The organism is Rubellimicrobium roseum, assembly GCF_006152145.1.
GTDB classification, from domain to species: domain Bacteria; phylum Pseudomonadota; class Alphaproteobacteria; order Rhodobacterales; family Rhodobacteraceae; genus Rubellimicrobium; species Rubellimicrobium roseum.
This window is the reverse complement of the sequence record NZ_VDFV01000016.1, coordinates 1-20,611: the sequence shown is the minus strand read 5'-3', so window position 1 is coordinate 20,611 and position 20,611 is coordinate 1. Positions and strand designations below refer to the sequence as shown.

The window sequence follows — 20,611 nt, the reverse complement described above, 5'->3', positions numbered from 1 at the left end:
GGGCAGAATGAACCACCACTCCATGACCGGCGCGATCCTGGCGCTTGCGCTCCTGTCAGCCTGCGCGCCTTCGGGCGACAGGGCGGTGCAGGACGCCCTGGAGGACATCAACGTCATCGACGAGTCCGGCCTCAACGACGTCATGATGTCCGTGGCCGATCCCCAGGAGGCCGTGGCCTACTTCACCCGCGCCACGCGCGAGGCGCCTGACCGCATCGATCTCAGGCGCGGGCTCGCGGCCTCGCTCATCCGCGCCGGTCGCGCGACCGAGGCCGTCTCGGCCTGGGAGGCCGTGACCACCCACCCCGAAGCCACGAACGACGACCGGACCGAGCTGGCAGGGGCCTATATCCGCACCAACCAGTGGGAGCGCGCGCGCGGCGCGCTCGACGCTATCCCCCCCACCCACGAAACCTTCGAGCGTTACCGCTACGAGGCCATGGTCGCCGACGCCGCCTCCGACTGGGGTCGGGCCGACAGCTTCTACGAGATCGCCACCGGTCTCACGACCACGCCCGCGGGGGTCCTGAACAACTGGGGCTACTCCAAGCTCACCCGCGGCGACTACGACGCGGCCGAGCGGCTCTTCACCGAGGCGCTGCGCCACGAACCCGACCTGTTCACCGCCAAGAACAACCTCGTCCTCGCGCGCGGGGCCCAGCGCAACTACAACCTGCCGGTCGTCCCCATGACGCAGGCCGAGCGGGCGCAGCTCCTCTACACGCTGGGGCTCGCGGCCATCAAGCAGAACGATGTCACCATCGGCCGTGGCCTTCTCGAGGACGCCGTCGAAACCAGCCCCACCTACTTCGAGGAAGCCTCGCGCGCCCTCGAGGCCCTGAGCTGACGACACCCGTGGGCACCCCTCCCGACGTGGCGCTCGCCTTCCTCCTGGGGGCCGTCCCGGTCTCGATCTGGGCTGGCTACGTGGACCTGAGCCGCATGAAGATCCCCAACAAGGCCGTCCTGGCTCTTCTGGCGATCTTCGTCCTGGGGGGGCTCCTGCTCCTGCCGCTCGGATCGTGGACCTTCGCGGACTGGGCCTGGCGGCTCCTGCATCTCGTGGTGGTGCTGCTGATCGGCATGGGACTCAACGCCATCTACCTGATGGGCGCGGGCGACGCGAAGTTCGCCGCCGCCGCCGCCCCCTTCATCGCCTTCGCCGACCTCGGCACCTTCGCCGTCATCTTCCTCCTGAGCCTGCTGTCCGGCTGGCTGGTGCACCGGCTCTTCAAGTGGACCATCGGCCCCCGCCTCGCCCCGGACTGGGTGAGCTGGACCTCAGGCAAGCGCTTCCCCATGGGCGTCGGGCTGGGCCTCAGCCTCGTGGCCTACCTCGCCCTCGCCGCCCTGGGCTAGGCCCGCAGGGCTCCGCGATTCCTCCTCATTTCCGTCACGATGCGCCCTCAGTGTTAACAGGCCGCCTCCGAAGGAGCCTATCCCATGAACATCGCGGTCAACGCGGCGCCCCAGGGCGTCACCCCGCCCCCCGCCCCCAAGACCCTGGACGGGATGCAGATCTCGCTCGTCATGATGCGCGACATCCTTCTCAAGACGATGTTCCGCATGAACGTCACGCTGGTGACCGAGATCAGCCGCGCCATCTGCCTGCCGCTCAACGTCACGCAGGAGCTGGTGGACCTCGCCCGGTCGCAGCGCCTCTGCGAGGCCACGGGGACGCTCAACGCCAACTCGGGCCCCGAGATGGGCTACCAGCTCACCGACGCCGGCAAGGCGCGCGCCCTCGATGCGCTGGCCCAGTCCGAATACTACGGCGCCATGCCCGTCCCGCTCGCCGTCTATCGCGAGCAGGTTGCCCGCCAGTCGATCCGCAACGTCGCCATCTCCCGCGCCCAGCTCGAGGCGGCGATGGGCCATCTGATCCTGCCGCCCGCGCTGCTCGACCACCTCGGCCCCGCGGTGGGCGCCGGGCGCTCGATCCTGATGTACGGTCCCCCGGGCAACGGCAAGTCCTCGATCTCGAACGGCATCCGCAACGCCATCGGCGACAAGGTCTACGTGCCCCGCGCCATCGAGTATTCGGGTCAGGTCATCACCGTCTATGACCCGATCATCCACTCCGCCGCCGAGGAGGACCATGACGATCCCACCTCGCTGCGGCGCACCTCCGGGCGCTACGACACCCGCTACGTCCGCTGCGAGCGTCCCACTGTCGTCACCGGGGGCGAGCTGTCGCTCGACATGCTCGACCTCGTCTACAACCCGGTCGCCCGGACCTACCAGGCGCCGCTGCAACTGAAGGCCACCGGCGGCATCTTCATCATCGACGACCTCGGCCGCCAGGCCGAGCCGCCGCAGAAGATCGTCAACCGCTGGATCGTGCCGCTCGAGGAAGGCCGCGACATCCTCGCGCTCCAGTCGGGCGAGAAATTCGAGGTGCCCTTCGACACGCTCGTGATCTTCTCTACGAACTTCCACCCCAACGAGATCTTCGACAAGGCGGCGCTCCGCCGGATCTTCTTCAAGATCAAGATCGATGGGCCGGGCCAGGAGGACTTCCTGCGGATCTTCGCGCTCGTGGCCAAGAAGAAAGGCCTGCCGCTCGACCAGCAGACGCTCCTTTACCTTCTCAAGTACAAGTATCCGTCCATCAACAACGTCTATGCGAATTACCAGCCGGTCTACCTGATCGACCAGATGCTGGCGATCTGCCGCTTCGAGGGCATCCCGCCGCAGATGACCCCCGAGCTCATCGACCGCGCCTGGGCCAACATGTTCGTCAAGGACGAGGTGATCGTGAAGTAGGCCACGGCCCGGCCCAGGCGGCGGGCCGTCCCGGCCCTGACAGCGCGCCACAGCGCCCGCTCGTCACCGGCGGCCGACCGTCTCTCCCTGTCCAAACACCTCGTCGATATGCTCGGCCTCGCCCACCATGTTGTCGATCTCGAAGCGATCCAGCAGGTCGGGCATCGCCGCCCAGAGCGCGCGCATGTGGTCGGTGTCCTCGTGCGCGCGGTGCGCCGCCTCATCCACGAATCCTTCCGCCAGGAGGATCTTGTCGGGATGCTCGGGGATGGGCGCGAGCTCGAAGTAGAAGCAGCCCGGCTCCCGGCGCGTGGCCTCGGCGTGCTGGCGCGCCGCAGCCAGGAAGGCATCGCGCTTCCCCGGCTTTGCCGTGATGATCCCCACGATCAGCTTCATGCTCGCCCCCTTTCGACGCCGAGCCTAGCCGCTGGCCGACATCGCTGGAACCGGCTTCTTTGACGGTGCGGCTCAGGCTCTCCTGCGGCCACCCCCGGTCAATGTCGCCCACCGCCCCACGAGACGCAGGCGCCCCCGACTAGCCCGCGCGGCGTCGTCGGGCTATCTCGCGCCCCATGGACCTTCCCGCCCGTCTCGCTCCCTTCTTCGCCCGCCGGGGCTGGTCCTTGCACCGTCATCAGGCCGAGATGCTGGAGCGGGCCGAGGAGCCTGCCCTCCTTCTCATCGCACCCACCGGCGCGGGCAAGACGCTGTCGGGCTTCCTGCCCACCCTGGCCGAACTGGCCGAGAACCCGCGCCCCGGTCTTCATACCCTTTACGTCTCACCGCTCAAGGCGCTCGCTGCCGACATCCGTCGCAATCTCCTGACCCCCGTCGAGGAGTTGGGCCTTCCCATCCGCATCGAGGACCGGACCGGCGACACATCCCAGGCCGCCCGCCGCCGCCAGCGCGCCGACCCGCCGCATATCCTGCTCACCACGCCCGAATCGCTCGCCCTGCTCCTCAGTTACGAGGACGCCCCCCGCATCTTCGAGGGGCTGAGCCGCGTCGTCGTGGACGAGATCCACGCGCTGGCCGAGTCCAAGCGCGGCGACCAGCTCTTCCTCGCCCTCTCGCGCCTCCAGGCCCTCGCTCCCGACCTGCGCCGCGTGGGCCTCTCGGCCACCGTGGACGACCCCGCCGAGATCGCGCACCTTCTCGCCCGCAGCCCCGATCCTTGCGCCATCCTGCACGCCGACCCCGGCGAACGGCCCGACCTGTCGATGCTCGACGCGGGACGCGCGCCGCCCTGGGCCGGCGGCGCCGCGCTCCATGCCATCCCGGCGGTGTTGGAGGAGGTCCGGCGCCACCGCACGACACTCATCTTCCACAACACCCGCGCTCAGGCCGAGATATTCTTCCACAATCTCTGGCTCCAGAACGACGACGCGCTCCCCATCGCCATCCACCACGGCTCGCTCTCGCGCGAGCAGCGCACGAACGTCGAGGCCGCGATGCTGCGGGGCGACCTGCGCGCCATCGTCTGCACCGGCACGCTCGACCTCGGGATCGACTGGGGCAACGTGGACCTCGTGATCCAGATGGGCGGGCCGAAATACGTCAAGCGCCTCGTCCAGCGCATCGGCCGCGCCAACCACCGCGCGGGCGTTCCCTCCAAGGCGATCCTCGTCCCCGCCAATCGCTTCGAAGTCCTCGAATGCGTGGCCGCCATCGACGCGGCGCTCGCGGGCGACCTCGACGGCACGCCGCGCGGACCCGGCCCTCTCGACGTGCTCTGCCAGCACATCCTGATCCGCGCCTGCGCCGGACCCTTCGCCGCCGATGACCTCTACGCCGAGATTCGCACCGCCGGTCCCTACGCCGACCTCGCGCGCGCCGATTTCGAGGCCTGCCTCGATTTCTGCGCGACAGGGGGCTACGCGCTCAAGGCCTACGACCGCTGGCGCCGGCTGCTCCTGCGCGACGGATTCTGGCAGTTGCGCGACCCCCGCGCCGCCAAACGCATCCGCATGAACATCGGCACCATCGAGGACACCGGCACGCTCAGCGTCCGCCTTCGCTCGGGCACGCATCTGGGCGAGGTCGAGGAATACTTCGCGTCGACGCTCACGCCCGGCGACACCTTCCTGATCGGCGGGCAGGTCGTCCGCTTCGAGGGCCTGAAGGAGATGACCGTCGAGGTCACGCGCCGCCCCGACGCCACACCCCGAGTCGGCCGCTTCGGCGGCGGCAAGTTCCCGACCTCCGTCGCGCTGACCCGCCGCATCCTTGACCTGATCCGGCAAAGCTCCCCGGACCTGCCCCGCCACACCGCCGACTGGCTCGCGCTGCAGGCCCGCGTCTCCCGCCTGCCCCGGGCCGAGCGGATGCTGGTGGAGACCTTCGAGGCCGAGGACCGCTGGCACGCCGCCTTCTGGGGCTTCGCGGGCTGGAACGCGCACCAGACCCTGGGCCTCCTGCTCACGCACCGGATGGAGGCGCAGGGACTCGACCCCTTGGGCTTCGTCGCCACCGACTACGCCCTGCTCGTCACCGGCCTGCGCGAGGTGGAGGACCCCGGCAGCCTTCTCGACCCCCGCGACCTGCGTGAGGGCTTCGAGACCTGGCTCCAGGGCAACGCCGTCATGAAGCGCACCTTTCGGGGCGTGGCCACCATCGCGGGCCTCATCGAGAAGAACCTGCCCGGAAGCCGCAAGACCGGCCGGCAGGCGACTTTCTCGACCGACATCCTTTACGACACGCTGGTGAAATACGACCCCGGCCACCTCCTCCTGCGCGTGACGCGCGAGGAGGCGCAGCGCGGCCTCGTGGACTTCGGCCGGATCGAGGAAATGCTGTCGCGCATCCAGGGCCGCCTCGACCATGTCCGTGCGCCTCACGTCACGCCCCTCGCCGCACCGCTCCTCCTCGAACGCGGCCGGGTCCCCGTCGAGGGCCGCGGGCGCGAGCGGCTGATGGCCGAGCAGGCCGCACGGCTTCTGGAAGAGGCGGGACTGGAGGACCTGACGTGACAGCGCCCCCTCCCCGGCCCGCCAAGATGTGAGCCCCAGGGCCCGCCACGGCTCTTGCCCTGCGACCAGCCCTCGGCCAGAGAACAGGCCATGAACGGCACGGCCTTCTCCTTCACGCTGAACGGCACTGCGGCCGTCGCGCTCCCTTCCGGGGCGCTCCTGCTGCCGTCCGAGCGCCTCCTCTGCATCTCCGACCTCCACCTTGGCAAATCCGAGCGCATGGCTCGCCGCCGGGGAGTCATGCTGCCGCCCTACGAGACGCGGGCGACGCTGGACCGCCTCGCGCTCGACCTCGACGCCACGCAACCGGCCTGCGTCGTTGCCTTGGGCGACTCGTTCGACGACCTCGCCGCCAGCGAGGCGCTCGACCCCGAGGACCGCGCCCGCCTCGTCGCCTTGCAGGACGGCCGCCGCTGGATCTGGATCGAGGGCAACCACGACGCCGGCCCGAACGCCCAGGATGGCGAGGGCCATGCAAGCCTGACGGTCGCGGGCCTCACCTTCCGCCACATCGCCGAGCCCGGCGCCGCGCCGGGCGAGGTCTCGGGCCATTACCATCCCAAGTTCGGCCTGCCCGGCTTCGGCGACCGGCGGCCCTGCTTCCTTCTGGACGCGAGCCGTCTGGTCCTGCCCGCCTACGGCACCTACACGGGCGGCCTCGACGCCCGCGACCCGGCCCTCCGGTCACTGCTCGCCGACCGGGCGCTCGCGATCCTGACGGGCTCGCGCGCTATCCCTGTTCCCCTTCCGGGGGCTCAACGCGTCGGGCAGCGGGTCTGAGGCCGACCCGTCCAGCTCCTCGGTCCCGGCCGCATCCAGCCGACCGCCCACATGCGGTCAAGCCAAGGTGATGTCCGGTCTTTACATAAAACGCCTTCTATATAAACATGGTCACATGTAGGGAGTCGCGATGCCGCCGCTCGACCAAGCCTTCCTCGCCCTCGCCGACCCGACCCGTCGGGCCATCCTAGCGCGGCTCTCACGGGGAGAGGCCACGGTCATGGAACTGGCCGCCCCCTTCGACATGAGCCAGCCCGCCGTGTCCCACCATCTCAAGGTGCTGGAGAAGGCTGGCCTCATCACCCGCGGGCGGGAGGGCACGCGACGTCCCTGCCGCCTCGCGCCCCAGGGCCTCGCGCCCCTCGACGCCTGGCTGTCCGAGCTGCGCGCCAACCTGGACCGCAACTACACCCGCCTCGACGACCTGCTCGCCGAGGCCACCCCCCCACAGGAGGACTGATCATGCCGCTCACCGTCGATCGCACCTCGCCCACCACCCTCACGATCACGCGCCGCTTCAGGGCCCCACCCGAGCGGGTCTTCGCGGCGCATGTCGAGCCCGCGCTCATCCAGCGCTGGTGCTACGGGTTCGACGGATGGCGGATGCCCGTCTGCATCAACGACGCCCGGCCCGGCGGGGAGCTGCGTTGGGAATGGGCCAACGACGAAGGTGCGGGCTTCCACGTCACCGGCACCTACGAGGTGGTGGAGCCCCCGCAGGGCAGCCGCCCCGGCCGCATCGTCCACGTGGAGCGGATGCACCTTCCCGACCCCACGCCCGACAACCACATCGAGACGACCTTCGCCCCGGACGGGGATGGCACGCTCCTCACGGTGGTCATGCGGGCGGACACGCCCGAGGCCATGGAGGCGATGATCGCCACCGGCATGACCGACGGCATGGAGACGACCTACGCCCGCATCGACACGCTGGAGCCCGCGACAGCCTGAGCCCGCGAACACCGACGGGCGGAGCTTGCCCCCGCCCGACCGCCGTCCCTGCCGATCGGGATCAGGCCGCCAGCCCCTCGGGCTCCGGCAATCCATTGGCCCGGCAACAGGCCGTGACGGTGTTGGCCAAGAGGCAGGCGATGGTCATGGGCCCCACCCCGCCCGGCACCGGCGTGATCGCGCCCGCCACCTGGGCGGCGCTGGCGTAATCCACATCGCCCACCAGCACGTCCTTGCCATTCGGTCCGGCCGTCCGGTTGATGCCCACGTCGATCACGGTGGCGCCAGGCCTGATCCAGTCGCCCTGAATCATCTCGGGCCGGCCCACGGCCGCCACAACGATGTCCGCGCGCCGCACGACCTCCGGCAGATCCTTCGTCCGGCTGTGCGCGATGGTCACCGTCGCGCTGTCGCCGAGCAGAAGCTGCGCCATCGGCTTGCCCACGATGTTCGACCGCCCGATCACCACCGCGTTCATCCCCGACAGCGACCCGTGCAGGTCGCGCAGCAGCAGCAGGCATCCCAGCGGCGTGCAGGGCACCATCGCCTTCTGCCCGGTCCCCAGCAGCCCCACGTTCGAGATGTGGAACCCGTCCACGTCTTTGGCGGGGTCGATGGAATTGATGACGAGGTCCGAATTCAGGTGCTTGGGCAGCGGAAGCTGCACGAGGATGCCGTGCACCGCCGGATCGGCGTTGAGCCGCGCGACCAGCGCCAGCAGCTCCTCCTCCGAGGTTTCGGGCGGCAGCTTGTGCTCGAAGCTGTTCATGCCGGCCTCCAGGGTCTGCTTGCCCTTGGAGCGGACATAGACCGAGGACGCCGGGTCCTCGCCCACCAGCACCACCGCGAGGCCCGGCGTGATCCCGTGCTCGGCCTTGAGTCGCGCCACGTGCTCGGCCACGCGGCCTCGGATCTTGGCCGCGAAGGCCTTGCCGTCGATCACCCGGGCCGTCGTCTCCGCCGGCATCGCTTGCGTCGTCATCTCGCTTCCTCCTGCCCCCATTCGGGGCCCAGAACCCCTTCCTCCCGGGCGATCGACCAGTCGATCAGGCGCCGCCAGAGCTTCTCGATCAGGTCGGGCGGCAGCCCATGGACGGCCGCTTCGCGCCGCACGTTGGCCACCACCTCCTCCACGCGCGGCGTGATCCGCGCGGGCAGCTTGAGCGGTCCCTTGATCTCCGCGGCTCGGTCGATGTAGGCCGTCCGCTCGGCGAAGAGCGCCACGAGCAGCCTGTCCACCCGGTCGATCTCGGCCCGGATGTCGGCCATCGTCTCGCAGTCCTGGGGTCGCTTCATGCTCGGGTCCTCCGGTTCCGGCCCACCACATCGGGGGCCGGACCCGAAAGGTCAATCAGAACAGGCCTTCGATCTGCCCGGCCTCGTTGAGGCGGATGACCTCGGCCGAGGGGACCTTGGGCAGGCCCGGCATGGTCATGATCTCCCCGCAGATGACGACGATGAAGCCCGCGCCGGCCGAGAGCCGCACCTCGCGCACCGGCACCGTGTGACCGGTGGGTGCGCCGCGGACGTTCGGATCGGTCGTGAACGAGTACTGCGTCTTGGCCATGCAGATCGGCAGGTGCCCGTAGCCCGCAGCCTCCCAAGCCTTGAGCTGGTCACGGATCGACTTGTCCGCGATCACCTCGTCGGCGTGGTAGATGCGCTTGGCGATGGTCTCGACCTTCTGGAAGAGCGGCATCTCGTCGGCATAGAGCGGCGCGAAGTTCGCGGAGCCGCCCTCGGCCAGTTGCACGACCTTGCGGGCAAGATCCTCGATCCCGGCCGAGCCCTGCGCCCAGTGCTTGCACAGGATCGCCTCGGCGCCCTGCTCGGCCACATAGGCCTTCACCGCCTCGATCTCGGCGTCGGTGTCCGAGTAGAAGTGGTTGATCGCCACCACCACCGGCACGCCAAAGCCCTTCACGTTGGCGATGTGACGGCCGAGGTTCGGGCAGCCCTTGCGCACCGCCTCCACGTTCTCGGAGCCCAGGTCGGCCTTGGCCACGCCGCCGTTCATCTTCATGGCGCGCACGGTCGCCACGATCACCGCCGCCGAGGGCTTGAGCCCCGCCTTGCGGCACTTGATGTCGAAGAACTTTTCGGCGCCCAGGTCCGCGCCGAAGCCGGCTTCCGTCACCACGTACTCGCCCAGCTTCAGCGCGGTCGTCGTCGCGATGACCGAGTTGCAGCCATGGGCGATGTTGGCGAAGGGCCCGCCATGCACGAAGGCCGGGTTGTTCTCCAGCGTCTGCACGAGGTTGGGCTGGATCGCGTCCTTGAGCAGCACGGCCATCGCGCCGTCGGCCTTGAGGTCGCGGCAGTACACGGGAGTCTTGTCGCGGCGGTAGGCCACGACGATGTCGCCCAGGCGCTTTTCAAGGTCCTTCAGGTCCTTCGCGAGGCAGAGGATGGCCATGACCTCCGAGGCCACGGTGATGTCAAAGCCGGTCTGGCGCGGGAAGCCGTTAGCCACCCCGCCAAGGCTCACCACCATGTCGCGCAGCGCGCGGTCGTTCATGTCCATGACGCGGCGCCAGACGATCCGGCGCTGGTCGATGTCGAGGCTGTTGCCCCAGTAGATGTGGTTGTCGATCATCGCCGACAGCAGGTTGTGGGCGCTGGTGATCGCGTGGAAGTCGCCGGTGAAGTGGAGATTCATCTCCTCCATCGGCACGACCTGGGCGTAGCCGCCGCCCGCTGCGCCGCCCTTCATCCCGAAGTTCGGGCCAAGAGACGCCTCGCGGATGCAGACCACCGCCTTCTTGCCGATGCGGTTGAGCCCGTCGCCCAGGCCCACGGTGGTCGTCGTCTTGCCTTCGCCGGCGGGCGTCGGGTTGATGGCGGTCACCAGGATCAGCTTGCCATCCGGGCGGTCCTGCACGGAGTTGATGAAATCCTGGCTGATCTTGGCCTTGTCGTGCCCATAGGGCAGCAGGCTTTCGGACGGGATGCCCAGCTTGGCCCCGATCTCCAGGATCGGGCGTTTCTTGGCCTCGCGGGCGATCTCGATGTCGGTCTTGTGGCTCACGGCAGTTCCCCTGGCTGTCGGAGGCAGTCGTAGCCCGTCAATGATGCTCTCAGAATCGCGATTGCGACAGGTTATCCCGTCAAATCGTCGGGGCGCAGGAAAAGGGGTTTCGCATCGGAAACTCCCGTCATCGGGTTTCCCGAACGGCACCGTTTGGCGCCCAGGGCCGCTGCGCCGGCACATGCAGCCGCATCCGCTCGCCCAGGCGCAGGACGCCCTCGCGCTCGACCCAGGCGGTGATCCCGCGACGTCCGCGGGCCGCCGCCTTGAAGGCCTTGCCATGCCCGGGCCGCGCCGTCTCGATGGTCTTGGCCGGCTCGATGCAGGGCAGGTTCTCCATATCCACGACCAGCGTGGCCCCGCTCTCCGCCTGCAGGCGGCTCGACGGCGGCAGATGGGTGAAGTCCGAAAGCCCCTCGACCACCACCGACGCCCCCAGCCAGGCTGGATCGACCACCTCCAGGCCCAGCTCGGCCGCGATGGCCGTCAGTTCCTCCGCGCTCACGAGGCTGACCTGCCGCGTGTTGCGGATCTCGGTCCCCCGGGGATGCTGCGCCGTCACGCGCGAGCAGGAGGGCCGCGTGAGCCCGGCGTGCACCTCGCCCGCGAAGCCTGCAAAGGTCAGCGGCATCTCGGCCAGGGCCTCGCCATGGATCAGCAGGTCGGGCCCCACCGGGCGCGCGACGCGGCCGAGCCAGACGATGGTGCCGATGTGATCGGTGGGAACAAGGGCGGGCATGGCAGATCTCCTTCGGGGCCGTGATGGCAGGCGCCATCGCCGTGCTCAACCCATCCGTCAGCGGTTGCGCCCGTTGCGGGCGGCGCGGTCCGCTGTCACAACCGCGACGACAGCCGGCAACAGGAGATCGCGATGGCCGCCTACTTCGTCGAGGCCCTCCGCTCCGAGAACTCCCTCGGCGACTGGCGCCCCTTCGCCAACTCCCGGGACGGCGAGCCGGCCACGATCACCTATGCTTTATGAATCGGGTGCCTGATTCGGCCTGGACGGGCCACGGCGACCCTCATCACAGCTTCCGAATCCTGACCGATAACCAGCGCGGCCATGTCGAACGGGCCATGGACCTGATCGCCTCGGTCGCGAACGTCCGCTACGTGGAACTGTCCGAGACGTCCGCCCCCCATCTCCTCGTCGGCTCCTTCGACATGACCGGCAACACGGCCGGATTCGCCAACTGTCCGTTCACGTTCCGGGGCGACCCGGACAGCCTCGGCATTGGCGACCTTTGGCTCGACATCCACACCGGCGTGGGCAGCCTGTCGGTCATCCTGCACGAACTGTGCCACACGCTGGGCCTCAAGCATCCGTTCGAGGGCGACCATCTCCTGCCCGACAGCGAGGACCGCCATGCCAACACCATCATGTCCTATGACTGGAGCACCGACCCGCAGAACCTGATGGTCTACGACGTGATCGCGCTCCAAAGCATCTACGGCCCTGCCCGGCTCCGTCGCGGCGACGACACCTACGTCTTCGGGCAGGACAAGGTGATCTGGGACGGCGGAGGACATGACCGGATCGACGCGCGCGGCGCCACGGCCGCGGTCACCCTGTCGCTGGACGACGGCCGCTGGAACCACATGGGCGCCAAGGCGGCCTCGTTCCTGGCGCAGGGGCAGGTCTGGCTCGGCGACTTCACGATCATCGAGGACGCGCTGGGCAGCCGCTTCGCCGACCGTCTTGCCGGGAACGGCCGCTCCAACGACCTGAGGGGTGGCGCAGGCAACGACGTGCTGGCCGGCGGCGGCGGCCGGGACGACCTTTGGGGCGGCCGAGGGCAGGACCGGTTCGTCTTCACGCGACGGTCGGATTCGGGCGTGGCGGATCAGAGGGACGTCATCCGCGACTTCGCGGACGGCGATCACGTGGACCTGTCGGCCCTCCATCTGTCCTGGCGGGGCAGCCGGTCCTTCACCGGCGCGGGGGACGAGGCCCGGGTCTTCGACCTGACCAGCGGCGTCCTCGTCCTGATCGATTTCGACGGCGACCGGGCGGTCGACTTCGCCCTCCGGGTGCTCGGCATCGACCAGCTCGACCGGGGCGACGTGCTCCTCTAAGCTGGGCCCTCCTTCGTCAGCACCAGGAACAGGCGGCGGAACGGGAACAGCACCGTCCCATCGGCCTCGGCCGGATAGGCGATCGTCAGCGCCTCGTCATAGGCCTCCAGAAACTCGTGCAACTCCCCGTCCCCCATTCGCGCGGCGAAGGGCCGGAGCGCGGTTGATTGCGTGAAGGCCCGCACGGGATGCCCCTCGGCCACGGGGGCCAGGGTCTGGAGATACTCCGTCTCCCACAGGTCGACCTCGCCCAACGGCGCGAGCAGCCGCCCATAGGCGCCCGGCGGCGCGACGGGGGCGATCCAGTCGTCGAACAAGAACCGGTCGGGGAACATCTCCTGTGCCAGGTCGCGCAGCAACCGATGCGACGGCGCATGGAACTGGCGCGGCATCTGCACGGCCAGCACCCCGCCGTCGGTCAGGTCGGCCACGAGCCGCGGGAACAGCGCCTCGTGATGCGGCAGCCAGTGCAGCGCGGCGTTGGAGAAGATGACGGCCGGCGCCGCATCGGGCTGCCAGTGGGCGATGTCGCACAGCCGCGTCGCGTCATAGCCATGCGCATGGGCCAGCATCGCGGGCGAGGAGTCGACGCCCAGGATGTTGCGACCGGGGAAGCGCGCGCGCAGGGGACCCGCCACCGCGCCCTCCCCGCAGCCCAGGTCCACGACCGTCCCCTCGGGCGGGTCCCCGATCTGCAGGAGAAGGTCCAGCGCGGGCCGCAAACGAAGACCCCGGAACCGTCGATAGGTCCCGGGGTCCCAGTCGGTATGCCGTTCCGTCACGCGCTCAGGCCGTCGGCTCGGGCTCGGGTTCCGCGCGCGGCGGACGCGGGCGCGGCGTCTTGGGGATCGCCGTGACCGAAGCCCCGCCCGAGGACGGCGGCGGCGAGGCGTCCTCACCGCGGTTCAGCGGCTCGCCACCAATGACGCGGGTGATCTCGGACCCGGTCAGCGTCTCGTATTCCAGCAGGCCCTGCGCCAGCCGCTCCAGATCGTCGCGCTTCTCGGTCAGGATGCGCTTGGCCTCGTTGTAGCCCTCGTCGATCAGACGGCGGACCTCCTCGTCGATGGCCTTCTGCGTCTCGGCCGAGTGATTCGTGCCGCCGCCGTAGGACCCGAGATAGCTCTGCTGCTCGTTGGCGTAGTCGATGTAGCCGATGCGGTCCGACATGCCGAACTGGGTCACCATCGCGCGGGCGATCTTGGACACCTGCTGGATGTCCGAGGTCGCGCCCGAGGTCACCTGCTCCGGCCCGAAGACCAGTTCCTCGGCCACGCGCCCACCCATCGCCATGGCGATCTTGGAGCGGTACTTCGTGTAGCTGACCGAAAGCTGGTCGCGCTCGGGCAGCGACAGCACGAGGCCCAGCGCCCGGCCGCGCGGGATGATGGTGGCCTTGTGGATCGGGTCGTGCTGCGGGACGTTCAGGCCAACGATGGCGTGACCGGCCTCGTGATAGGCGGTGAGCTTCTTCTCGTCCTCGGACATGACCATGGAGCGGCGCTCGGCGCCCATCATCACCTTGTCCTTGGCCGATTCGAAGTCGATCATCGTGACGAACCGCCGCCCCACGCGCGCGGCCATCAGCGCCGCCTCGTTCACGAGGTTGGCGAGGTCCGCGCCCGAGAAGCCCGGCGTGCCGCGCGCGATGATGCGCAGGTCCACGTCCGGCCCCAGCGGCACCTTGCGGGCATGGACGCCCAAGATCTTCTCGCGGCCCTTGATGTCGGGGTTCGGCACCTGCACCTGCCGGTCGAAGCGGCCGGGGCGCAGCAACGCGGGGTCGAGCACGTCGGGGCGGTTGGTCGCCGCGACGATGATGATCCCTTCGTTGGCCTCAAAGCCGTCCATCTCGACCAGAAGCTGGTTCAGCGTCTGCTCGCGCTCGTCGTTGCCGCCGCCGTAGCCCACGCCACGCGACCGGCCCACGGCGTCGATCTCGTCGATGAACACGATGCAGGGGGCGTTCTTCTTGGCCTGCTCGAACATGTCGCGCACGCGGCTGGCGCCGACGCCCACGAACATCTCCACGAAGTCCGAGCCCGAGATGGTGAAGAACGGCACGCCCGCCTCGCCCGCGATGGCGCGCGCAAGCAGCGTCTTACCGGTACCCGGGGGACCGACGAGCAGCGCCCCCTTGGGGATCTTGCCGCCCAGGCGCGAGAACTTCTGCGGGTTGCGCAGGAACTCGACGATCTCCTCGAGCTCCTCCTTGGCCTCGTCAATGCCGGCCACGTCGTCGAAGGTCACCCGCCCGTGCTTCTCGGTGAGGAGCTTGGCGCGCGACTTGCCAAAGCCCATGGCACCGCCACGTCCGCCGCCCTGCATCCGGTTCATGAAGTAGATCCAGACACCGATCAGGAGGAGGAACGGCAGCAGCGACAGGATGAAGGCGGTGAAGCCCGACTGCTGCTGCGACCGCGCCGACACCGGCACGCCCGAGTTCAGCAGAAGGTTCGTCACCTCCGCGTCGGGCGGCAGGACGGTGGTGTAGTCCCGCCCGTCGGCGCCACGGTAGCGCACCTCTTCCCCGTCGATGGTGGCCTGAGCCACTTGGCCGCTCTCCACGGCCGCCACGAAGTCGGAATAGGAGCGGGCGTTCGAGGCCATGGTGGTCTGGCCGCCGCTGAAAAGATTGAAGAGCGCCAGAACCAGAAGGAACAGGACGACCCAGAAGGCGATGTTGCGCGCGTTGCCCACGTGCGGACTCCTCTCTGCACGGGCCAAGATGCACCCGCGCTGCTTGTTCCCAAAGATAAGGGCTGCGGGGGCGGGTTCAATGCGAAAGCCCCGGCAGACACGCCGGCGCGAGCGGATTCGCGCGGGCGGAATGTCGCGGGGCCACGCCGTCAGCCCAGGGCACCGCCTTCGGCGAAACTCTCGCCCGGTCCGCGCACGGGCGCTGCGGCGTTGCGTGCCTCGGGCGAGACTCGCGCCCAGCCACTTTCGCGCCGCACCCGGCAGCCCGCCAGGGTCGCCCCGCGCCCGGCCGCCACGACGGCCGCCAGCCGCCGCAGCGCCTCCCAGCGCGGGCGAAGGGGACTTCCGCCCACCCACATCAGCGCCGCCGCCAACAGCCGCCCCGCGGTCTCGTCGGCATCGATGCGGGCCAGGAGATCGAGCGGCACCAGCAGGTCCCGCCCCTCCTCCCGCACCCGCTCCGCGGCAAGGGTTCGGGCCTGCGCGGCCAGCGTTGCGCGCGCGCGGCCCATGTGCCCCGCCGTCCGCAGGAGCCGCTCGCGCGTGAGCCCGAGCCCTTCCAGCGCCTCCATCATCGCCCGCGCCCGCGCCCGGTCAAAGCGCGGGTCGGCGTTCGACGGGTCCTCGGCCCAGCCGATGCCGCGCGCGCGCAGCCAGTCCCGCAAAGCCCCGCGCGTGATGCCCAGGAGCGGCCGCCGCCAGGCGGCGCCTTCCGCGTCAAAGGCCTCGGGCATCCCCGCGAGCCCGTCCACCCCCGACCCGCGCGCCAGCCGCAAGAGCACCGTCTCGGCCTGGTCATCTGCCGTATGGCCCAGAAGCACCGCGCTTGCACCCTGCCGGCAGGCCCAGGCGCCGATCAGCCGCCGCCGCGCCTCGCGCGCGCGCTCCTGAAGATTGCCCCGTCCCGCGCCGTCCCAGCGCAGCACCGCATGGGGCACGTCCAAGGCGGCGCAAGCCAGCGCCACGGCCTCGGCCTCGGCCGCCGCCTCGGGCCGCAGGCCATGGTCCACGGTGACGGCCCGGACCCGTCCGACGGCCTGTTCCGCCACGAGGTGCAGCAGCGCCATGCTGTCGCCGCCGCCCGACACCGCCACGACGACGGGCCTATCCGGACCGAGCGCGGCCAGGACGCGGCTGACCGCAGCCTCCGGCATCATGCGGCGTTCACTCGCAGCCGAGCGCCCGCATCTCCGCCTGCGCCTCGAGCACGAGCGGCGAAGACGGGAAGCGCGTCCCGATCTCGCCCAGGGTCACGCAGGCGTCGGGCCCCTGCCCCAGCTTCCCGAGGTTGCGCCCGAGCCCCAGCAGAGCGTCCGCCGCCACCTCGCCGTCCGGGTCGGCCGAGAAGCTGTCGAGATAGGCCCGCGCCGCGTTTGACACCTCGCCCAGGCCATCGAGAGCGCGGCCCCGCCCTAGTTGCGCGCGGGCGGTGAGGGGACTGCCCGGGTAGGCCGCGACAAAGGCCGCAAACTGGTCGGCGGCGCCGCGAAAGTCACCTCCGGCGAGCGCCCCCTCCGCCCGCTCGACATCGGCCTGTTCGTTGACGGCCAGGTCCGGGCCGGTGGAGGGCGCCGCAGGGGCGGAGGGCGCCGGGGCAGGCACCACGGTGGCGTTGTCCACCCCCCCGAGCGACGGCGTGTCGCCGAGCGCGCCCAGGTCGCAGCCTTCCTCGATCTCGCAGACCCGGAATTCGAGATCACCCAGTCGGTTGGTGCCGTCCGTGGTGATGCGGTTGATGCGGAACTCCAGCTCCTCGGTCTTGGAGGTCAGCCGCTGGAGCTCCGACTCGATGGCGTTGAGCCGTTCGAGCGGGGTGTTCCCCGCCACGCCGGTCGTGAGCTGCCCGGAAGCGGTCAGCTCCCCGCGCAACCCCTCGATCTCGCCGGACAGGGCGGCGATCTGCGCCCGGATGTCGGCGAGCGTCTGCGGGTCGGCCTGCCCCCAGGCGAGGCCCGGCCAGAGCGCCACCAGGAGAAAGGCCGCGCGCCGCATCAGCTCAGGCTACCGATGGAGATGACCGTCACCGCCCGGCGGTTCTGCGTGTAGCAGCTCTCCTCCGAGCAGACCGCCACGGGCCGTTCCTTGCCGTAGGAGATAGTCCGCAGCCGCTCGCCCGGCACCCCGCGCGAAACCAGGTATTCCCGCACCGCGTTGGCGCGCCGCGCGCCCAGCGCCACGTTGTACTCGCGCGTCCCCTGCTCGTCCGCGTGGCCTTCGATCACGGCGAGGTAGGAGGCGTTGGAGAGCAGCCACTGGGCCTGTCCGTCCAGCGTCTGGATTGCCTGGGGCGTCAGCGTCGACTGGTCCACCTGGAAGAAGACCCGGTCCCCGATCGCCTGGCTGAAGTACTGGGGCGAGGCCGGATCGCCCGCGCCGCCCGCGCCACCCAGGCCGCCGGTGCCCACGCCCGGCAGGCCCGCGCCGGGAAGCCCCGCCGCCCCGCCCGCGCCGCCGAAGCCGCCCGCGCCCCCGGGCCCGCCCGCGCCGCCTCCGAAGCGGTCCGGCCGCGTGCAGGCGCTCAGCCCCACCGAGGCCACAAGCAGCGCCGCCACCATCCATCTCGTCATGGGACTGTCCCCCTTTCCCTTCATCTCATCACATGCCGCGCGCCTTGGAAAGCGCGCGGGCCGGTCGTTCACGCCACCGTTGCCTCAGGGCTGGAGCGGCCCCCAGCTCGGGTCCGAGGCCATGCCGCCCGTGGGCACCTGCCGCAGGTTGCGCCCCGACACGTCCACGGACCAGACCGACGGCGCGCCCTCGGCGCCCTGCGTCTCGCGGGTGAACATCAGCACGCGGCCGTTCGGGGCCCAGGTCGGGCCCTCGTCGAGGAAGCTCGCGGTCAGCAGCCGCTCCTCCGAGCCGTCGGTGCGCATGACCCCGATGTGGAAGCGCCCGGCGTTCTGCTTGGTGAAGGCGATCAGGTCGCCGCGCGGGCTCCAAACGGGGGTCGAGTAGCGCCCCTCGCCGAAGGAGATGCGCGTGGGCTCGCCGCCGCCCGCGCTCATCACATAAAGCTGCTGGGTGCCCGAGCGGTCCGATTCGAAGACGATCTGACTGCCGTCCGGGCTGAACGAAGGCGCCGTCTCGATGGAAGGCGCCGAGGTCAGCCGCGTCGAGCCGCCGCCCAGACCCGTCAGGTAGATGTCGGTGTTGCCGCCATTGGTGAGCGAATAGATCACCTGCCGCCCGTCCGGCGAGAAGCGGGGCGAGAAGGTCATCTCCCCGGCCTCGGTCGGGATGCGCTGCTGAGCGACGGAGGCCACGTCGAGGAGGTAGATCGCCGGCACGCCCGATTCGTAGGAGGTGTAGAGCACCCGGCTGCCGTCGGGCGAGAAGCGCGGCGCGAACAGAAGCCCCGACTGCGTCAGGTACTGCACGCCCGCGCCGTCGTAGTCCATGATGCCAAGCCGCTTGGCGCGCGCGCCCTTGGGCCCCGATTCGGAAACGAAGACTACGCGGCTGTCGAAGTAGCCGCCCTCGCCGGTGATGCGGGAATAGACGGCGTCGGCCACCTTGTGCCCCATCCGCCGCCACCCGGCGACGGTGCCCGCGAACTGGAGCCCCTCGCCCAGCTCGGCACCCGAGAAGATGTCGTACAGGCGGAACTTCACCACGAGCTGGTCGCCCTGCACCGCCACCGCTCCGGTGACCAGCGCCTGGGCGTTGATCGCCGTCCAGTCGGTGTAGGTGGGCGCGCTGTTGAAGGGCAGGCTCGGGTTGATGAAGGCCGCGGGCGGGATCTCGCGGAAAAGCCCCGTCCCCACGAGATCCGCCGAGATCACGCCGGCGATGTCGCGCGCCAGCCCCTCGGCCCCGGGTGTCTCCACTGTGAAGGCGGGGATGGCGAAGGGAATGGGCTCGATCACCCCTTCGGTGATGGTGATGGAGAGCGGTCCCTGCTGGGCGTGGACCGGATGGGCCAGCGCCAGGCCGGCGGCGAGCGCCGCCCAGAGGGCCAGGATGATGCGGTTCATGACGGGGTCCTCGTCTCGGGGGCGGGGCGGCGCGGGCCCGTGCGGGCGGGGCGCGAACCTAGGGACAGCGGATGGCGCATCAGCGGATCACCATCTGCGTGGGGTCGAAGGTCATCTCGACCATCTTCCATTGCTCGTACTTCTCGGACGGCAGCGGGAAGCCGTCGTTCTGGCAGCGCAGAATGGCGCGACGGGCCGACTCGTAAGCGCTGTTGGCGGCCTCGGCGCTTTCGGCTGTGTGGGTCAGGAGGTCGATGTTCCCGGCCACCCGGCCGTCGCGGCCCAGCTGGAACGCCACGGTCACCGAGACGCGGCCGGCCTGGCTGCCGGGGTCCACGACCCAGCAGGACTGGACGGCCACGCGGAAGGCGTCGCGCTCGGCGCCGGTCATGGGCGGGCCGGGATCGGCCGCCTCCTCGCCGGCGCTCGCCGACTCCGCCAGCGCGGCGGCCAGAGCGTCATCGACCGACGCCGTATCGGCCGCCTCTTCGGCAGGCTCCTCGACCGGTTCCTCGACGGCGGCTACTTCCTCGGCGGCGGGCTCCTCCTCGGCCGGCTCCTCCGATGTGTCCTCGGACGGCTCGTCCTCCGGCTCCGATTCGGTCGCCTCCTCTTCGGCGGCCTCGCTCGGCTCCTCCGGTGCGGGCTCCTCGGCCGGCTCGGCTTCGGCGACCTCGGTCTCCTCGGGTTCCGGCTCCGGCTCGGCCCGGCTCGGGCGGGTGCGGGGGCGCGACGCGACCTCGACGGCGCCCGAAGGCTCCTCGGCCTCGGTGACGATCTCGGGCGCGGCCTCCTCGGGGGCGGCGGCGTCTTGAGGCTCCTCGACGGGCTCCGCCTCCGGGGCGGGCTCGGCCTGGGCGGCGTCCTGCGGCTCGGGCGCGACCTCGGCCTCGGGCGGCGGGGGCGGCGCGGCTTCGGGCGCCACGCGCGGCGCAGGCCGCGGCACGGGGCGCGAAGCAGCCTGAACCGCGCTCGACGGCGGTGGCGCGGGCGGCTCCGGCGGAGGCGGCGGTGCCGGCTCGGGTTCGGGTTCGGGCTCTGGCAACGGGGGCTCGGGTGCGGGCGGCGCCGGGGCTGGTTCGGGCTCCGGCTCTGGCTCCGGCGGACGCGGCGCGGGACGGACCTCGGGCACCGCAGGGGCGGCCTCGGCCGGCGGCTCGGGCGCCGGGGGTGGCTCCGTCGCGGCCTGGGGCGAGGTCCGCGCCACCAGGGCCGCGTAGTCCTCACCGGACACCGCCCGCACGGGGGTGACCTCGAAGGGCAGCGGCTCGCTGTCGAGTCCCCACCCCATCAGGAGCCAGCTCAGCAGGAGTGCGTGGCCGGTGGCTGAGATGTATGCCCCGCGGGTCATGGGTGGGGGCTCAGCC

Annotated in this window: 20 protein-coding genes; 8 read left to right on the top strand and 12 right to left on the bottom strand. The window is 70.5% G+C overall.

Annotation, left to right across the window (positions count from 1 at the left end):
* The first annotated feature begins 7 nt into the window (after nt 1-7).
* The 3 genes from FHG71_RS12360 to FHG71_RS12350 all read left to right on the top strand — a co-directional run bounded on the left by FHG71_RS12360 (nt 8) and on the right by FHG71_RS12350 (nt 2,766).
* Nucleotides 8-847 (top strand): tetratricopeptide repeat protein, encoded by an 840-nt coding sequence (locus FHG71_RS12360; protein ID WP_139081997.1) that lies wholly within the window; start codon nt 8-10, stop codon nt 845-847.
* Between the two features lie 8 nt (nt 848-855).
* Nucleotides 856-1,359, top strand: coding sequence for a prepilin peptidase (locus FHG71_RS12355; protein ID WP_139081996.1), 504 nt, complete (start codon nt 856-858; stop codon nt 1,357-1,359).
* 84 nt (nt 1,360-1,443) lie between these two features.
* Entirely contained in the window at nt 1,444-2,766 is a 1,323-nt protein-coding gene (locus FHG71_RS12350; RefSeq protein WP_139081995.1) for a P-loop NTPase family protein, read from the top strand.
* A 63-nt stretch (nt 2,767-2,829) separates the two neighbouring features.
* Here FHG71_RS12350 and FHG71_RS12345 read toward each other — a convergent pair whose 3' ends face one another.
* Nucleotides 2,830-3,162, bottom strand: a complete 333-nt coding sequence (locus FHG71_RS12345) for a putative quinol monooxygenase (RefSeq protein WP_139081994.1) — start codon at nt 3,160-3,162, stop codon at nt 2,830-2,832.
* A gap of 176 nt (nt 3,163-3,338) precedes the next feature.
* Here FHG71_RS12345 and FHG71_RS12340 point away from each other — a divergent pair, with 176 nt between their 5' ends.
* The 4 genes from FHG71_RS12340 to FHG71_RS12325 all read left to right on the top strand — a co-directional run bounded on the left by FHG71_RS12340 (nt 3,339) and on the right by FHG71_RS12325 (nt 7,466).
* Entirely contained in the window at nt 3,339-5,735 is a 2,397-nt protein-coding gene (locus tag FHG71_RS12340) for a ligase-associated DNA damage response DEXH box helicase (protein ID WP_139081993.1), read from the top strand.
* 90 nt (nt 5,736-5,825) lie between these two features.
* Nucleotides 5,826-6,515 (top strand): ligase-associated DNA damage response endonuclease PdeM, encoded by a 690-nt coding sequence (gene pdeM / locus FHG71_RS12335; RefSeq protein WP_139081992.1) that lies wholly within the window; start codon nt 5,826-5,828, stop codon nt 6,513-6,515.
* A 130-nt stretch (nt 6,516-6,645) separates the two neighbouring features.
* A complete protein-coding gene (locus FHG71_RS12330; RefSeq protein WP_139081991.1) occupies nt 6,646-6,975 on the top strand; it encodes an ArsR/SmtB family transcription factor in 330 nt (109 codons plus the stop codon).
* A 2-nt stretch (nt 6,976-6,977) separates the two neighbouring features.
* Nucleotides 6,978-7,466 (top strand): SRPBCC domain-containing protein, encoded by a 489-nt coding sequence (locus tag FHG71_RS12325; RefSeq protein WP_139081990.1) that lies wholly within the window; start codon nt 6,978-6,980, stop codon nt 7,464-7,466.
* 61 nt (nt 7,467-7,527) lie between these two features.
* On the opposite strand, the gene folD is transcribed toward FHG71_RS12325, so the two are convergent.
* The 4 genes from folD to FHG71_RS12305 form a co-directional block, all read right to left on the bottom strand.
* Complete coding sequence (gene folD, locus FHG71_RS12320) at nt 7,528-8,448, bottom strand: bifunctional methylenetetrahydrofolate dehydrogenase/methenyltetrahydrofolate cyclohydrolase FolD (RefSeq protein WP_246045436.1); 921 nt, start codon at nt 8,446-8,448, stop codon at nt 7,528-7,530.
* Nucleotides 8,445-8,762, bottom strand: a complete 318-nt coding sequence (locus FHG71_RS12315; RefSeq protein WP_139081989.1) for a chorismate mutase — start codon at nt 8,760-8,762, stop codon at nt 8,445-8,447. The genes folD and FHG71_RS12315 overlap by 4 nt, the downstream gene beginning before the upstream one ends.
* Nucleotides 8,763-8,817: 55 nt before the next feature.
* Nucleotides 8,818-10,494, bottom strand: coding sequence for a formate--tetrahydrofolate ligase (locus tag FHG71_RS12310; RefSeq protein ID WP_139081988.1), 1,677 nt, complete (start codon nt 10,492-10,494; stop codon nt 8,818-8,820).
* A gap of 127 nt (nt 10,495-10,621) precedes the next feature.
* Nucleotides 10,622-11,233 (bottom strand): MOSC domain-containing protein, encoded by a 612-nt coding sequence (locus FHG71_RS12305; RefSeq protein WP_139081987.1) that lies wholly within the window; start codon nt 11,231-11,233, stop codon nt 10,622-10,624.
* Between the two features lie 239 nt (nt 11,234-11,472).
* Here FHG71_RS12305 and FHG71_RS12300 point away from each other — a divergent pair, with 239 nt between their 5' ends.
* Nucleotides 11,473-12,570, top strand: a complete 1,098-nt coding sequence (locus FHG71_RS12300) for a M10 family metallopeptidase C-terminal domain-containing protein (RefSeq protein ID WP_218014086.1) — start codon at nt 11,473-11,475, stop codon at nt 12,568-12,570.
* Here FHG71_RS12300 and FHG71_RS12295 read toward each other — a convergent pair.
* From FHG71_RS12295 to FHG71_RS12265, 7 genes are all read right to left on the bottom strand, one after another.
* The gene (locus FHG71_RS12295; RefSeq protein WP_139081985.1) at nt 12,567-13,352 is read right to left on the bottom strand and encodes a methyltransferase domain-containing protein; all 786 of its coding nucleotides are present in this window, start codon (nt 13,350-13,352) and stop codon (nt 12,567-12,569) included. The genes FHG71_RS12300 and FHG71_RS12295 overlap by 4 nt on opposite strands.
* A 4-nt stretch (nt 13,353-13,356) precedes the next feature.
* The gene (gene ftsH, locus FHG71_RS12290) at nt 13,357-15,270 is read right to left on the bottom strand and encodes an ATP-dependent zinc metalloprotease FtsH (RefSeq protein ID WP_139081984.1); all 1,914 of its coding nucleotides are present in this window, start codon (nt 15,268-15,270) and stop codon (nt 13,357-13,359) included.
* A gap of 149 nt (nt 15,271-15,419) precedes the next feature.
* Nucleotides 15,420-16,424 (bottom strand): tRNA lysidine(34) synthetase TilS, encoded by a 1,005-nt coding sequence (tilS, locus tag FHG71_RS12285; RefSeq protein WP_139081983.1) that lies wholly within the window; start codon nt 16,422-16,424, stop codon nt 15,420-15,422.
* A gap of 10 nt (nt 16,425-16,434) precedes the next feature.
* Nucleotides 16,435-17,262, bottom strand: coding sequence for a tetratricopeptide repeat protein (locus FHG71_RS12280; RefSeq protein WP_139081982.1), 828 nt, complete (start codon nt 17,260-17,262; stop codon nt 16,435-16,437).
* Nucleotides 17,262-17,837 (bottom strand): peptidoglycan-associated lipoprotein Pal, encoded by a 576-nt coding sequence (gene pal, locus FHG71_RS12275; RefSeq protein ID WP_139081981.1) that lies wholly within the window; start codon nt 17,835-17,837, stop codon nt 17,262-17,264. Before pal ends, FHG71_RS12280 begins: the two co-directional genes overlap by 1 nt.
* Nucleotides 17,838-17,921: 84 nt before the next feature.
* Nucleotides 17,922-19,244, bottom strand: coding sequence for a Tol-Pal system beta propeller repeat protein TolB (gene tolB, locus FHG71_RS12270; RefSeq protein WP_139081980.1), 1,323 nt, complete (start codon nt 19,242-19,244; stop codon nt 17,922-17,924).
* 79 nt (nt 19,245-19,323) lie between these two features.
* Nucleotides 19,324-20,595, bottom strand: coding sequence for a hypothetical protein (locus FHG71_RS12265; RefSeq protein WP_139081979.1), 1,272 nt, complete (start codon nt 20,593-20,595; stop codon nt 19,324-19,326).
* Between the last annotated feature and the right edge of the window lie 16 nt (nt 20,596-20,611).

What these genes read in the sequence shown, in the direction of transcription:
- FHG71_RS12360 (WP_139081997.1), top strand. Translation starts at nt 8, where the DNA reads ATGAACCACCACTCCATGACCGGCGCGATCCTGGCGCTTGCGCTCCTG.
- FHG71_RS12350 (WP_139081995.1), top strand. Translation starts at nt 1,444, where the DNA reads ATGAACATCGCGGTCAACGCGGCGCCCCAGGGCGTCACCCCGCCCCCC.
- FHG71_RS12345 (WP_139081994.1), bottom strand. Translation starts at nt 3,162, where the DNA reads ATGAAGCTGATCGTGGGGATCATCACGGCAAAGCCGGGGAAGCGCGAT.
- FHG71_RS12340 (WP_139081993.1), top strand. Translation starts at nt 3,339, where the DNA reads ATGGACCTTCCCGCCCGTCTCGCTCCCTTCTTCGCCCGCCGGGGCTGG.
- pdeM (WP_139081992.1), top strand. Translation starts at nt 5,826, where the DNA reads ATGAACGGCACGGCCTTCTCCTTCACGCTGAACGGCACTGCGGCCGTC.
- FHG71_RS12330 (WP_139081991.1), top strand. Translation starts at nt 6,646, where the DNA reads ATGCCGCCGCTCGACCAAGCCTTCCTCGCCCTCGCCGACCCGACCCGT.
- FHG71_RS12325 (WP_139081990.1), top strand. Translation starts at nt 6,978, where the DNA reads ATGCCGCTCACCGTCGATCGCACCTCGCCCACCACCCTCACGATCACG.
- folD (WP_246045436.1), bottom strand. Translation starts at nt 8,448, where the DNA reads ATGACGACGCAAGCGATGCCGGCGGAGACGACGGCCCGGGTGATCGAC.
- FHG71_RS12315 (WP_139081989.1), bottom strand. Translation starts at nt 8,762, where the DNA reads ATGAAGCGACCCCAGGACTGCGAGACGATGGCCGACATCCGGGCCGAG.
- FHG71_RS12305 (WP_139081987.1), bottom strand. Translation starts at nt 11,233, where the DNA reads ATGCCCGCCCTTGTTCCCACCGATCACATCGGCACCATCGTCTGGCTC.
- FHG71_RS12300 (WP_218014086.1), top strand. Translation starts at nt 11,473, where the DNA reads ATGAATCGGGTGCCTGATTCGGCCTGGACGGGCCACGGCGACCCTCAT.
- tilS (WP_139081983.1), bottom strand. Translation starts at nt 16,424, where the DNA reads ATGCCGGAGGCTGCGGTCAGCCGCGTCCTGGCCGCGCTCGGTCCGGAT.
- FHG71_RS12280 (WP_139081982.1), bottom strand. Translation starts at nt 17,262, where the DNA reads ATGCGGCGCGCGGCCTTTCTCCTGGTGGCGCTCTGGCCGGGCCTCGCC.
- pal (WP_139081981.1), bottom strand. Translation starts at nt 17,837, where the DNA reads ATGACGAGATGGATGGTGGCGGCGCTGCTTGTGGCCTCGGTGGGGCTG.
- tolB (WP_139081980.1), bottom strand. Translation starts at nt 19,244, where the DNA reads ATGAACCGCATCATCCTGGCCCTCTGGGCGGCGCTCGCCGCCGGCCTG.
- FHG71_RS12265 (WP_139081979.1), bottom strand. Translation starts at nt 20,595, where the DNA reads ATGACCCGCGGGGCATACATCTCAGCCACCGGCCACGCACTCCTGCTG.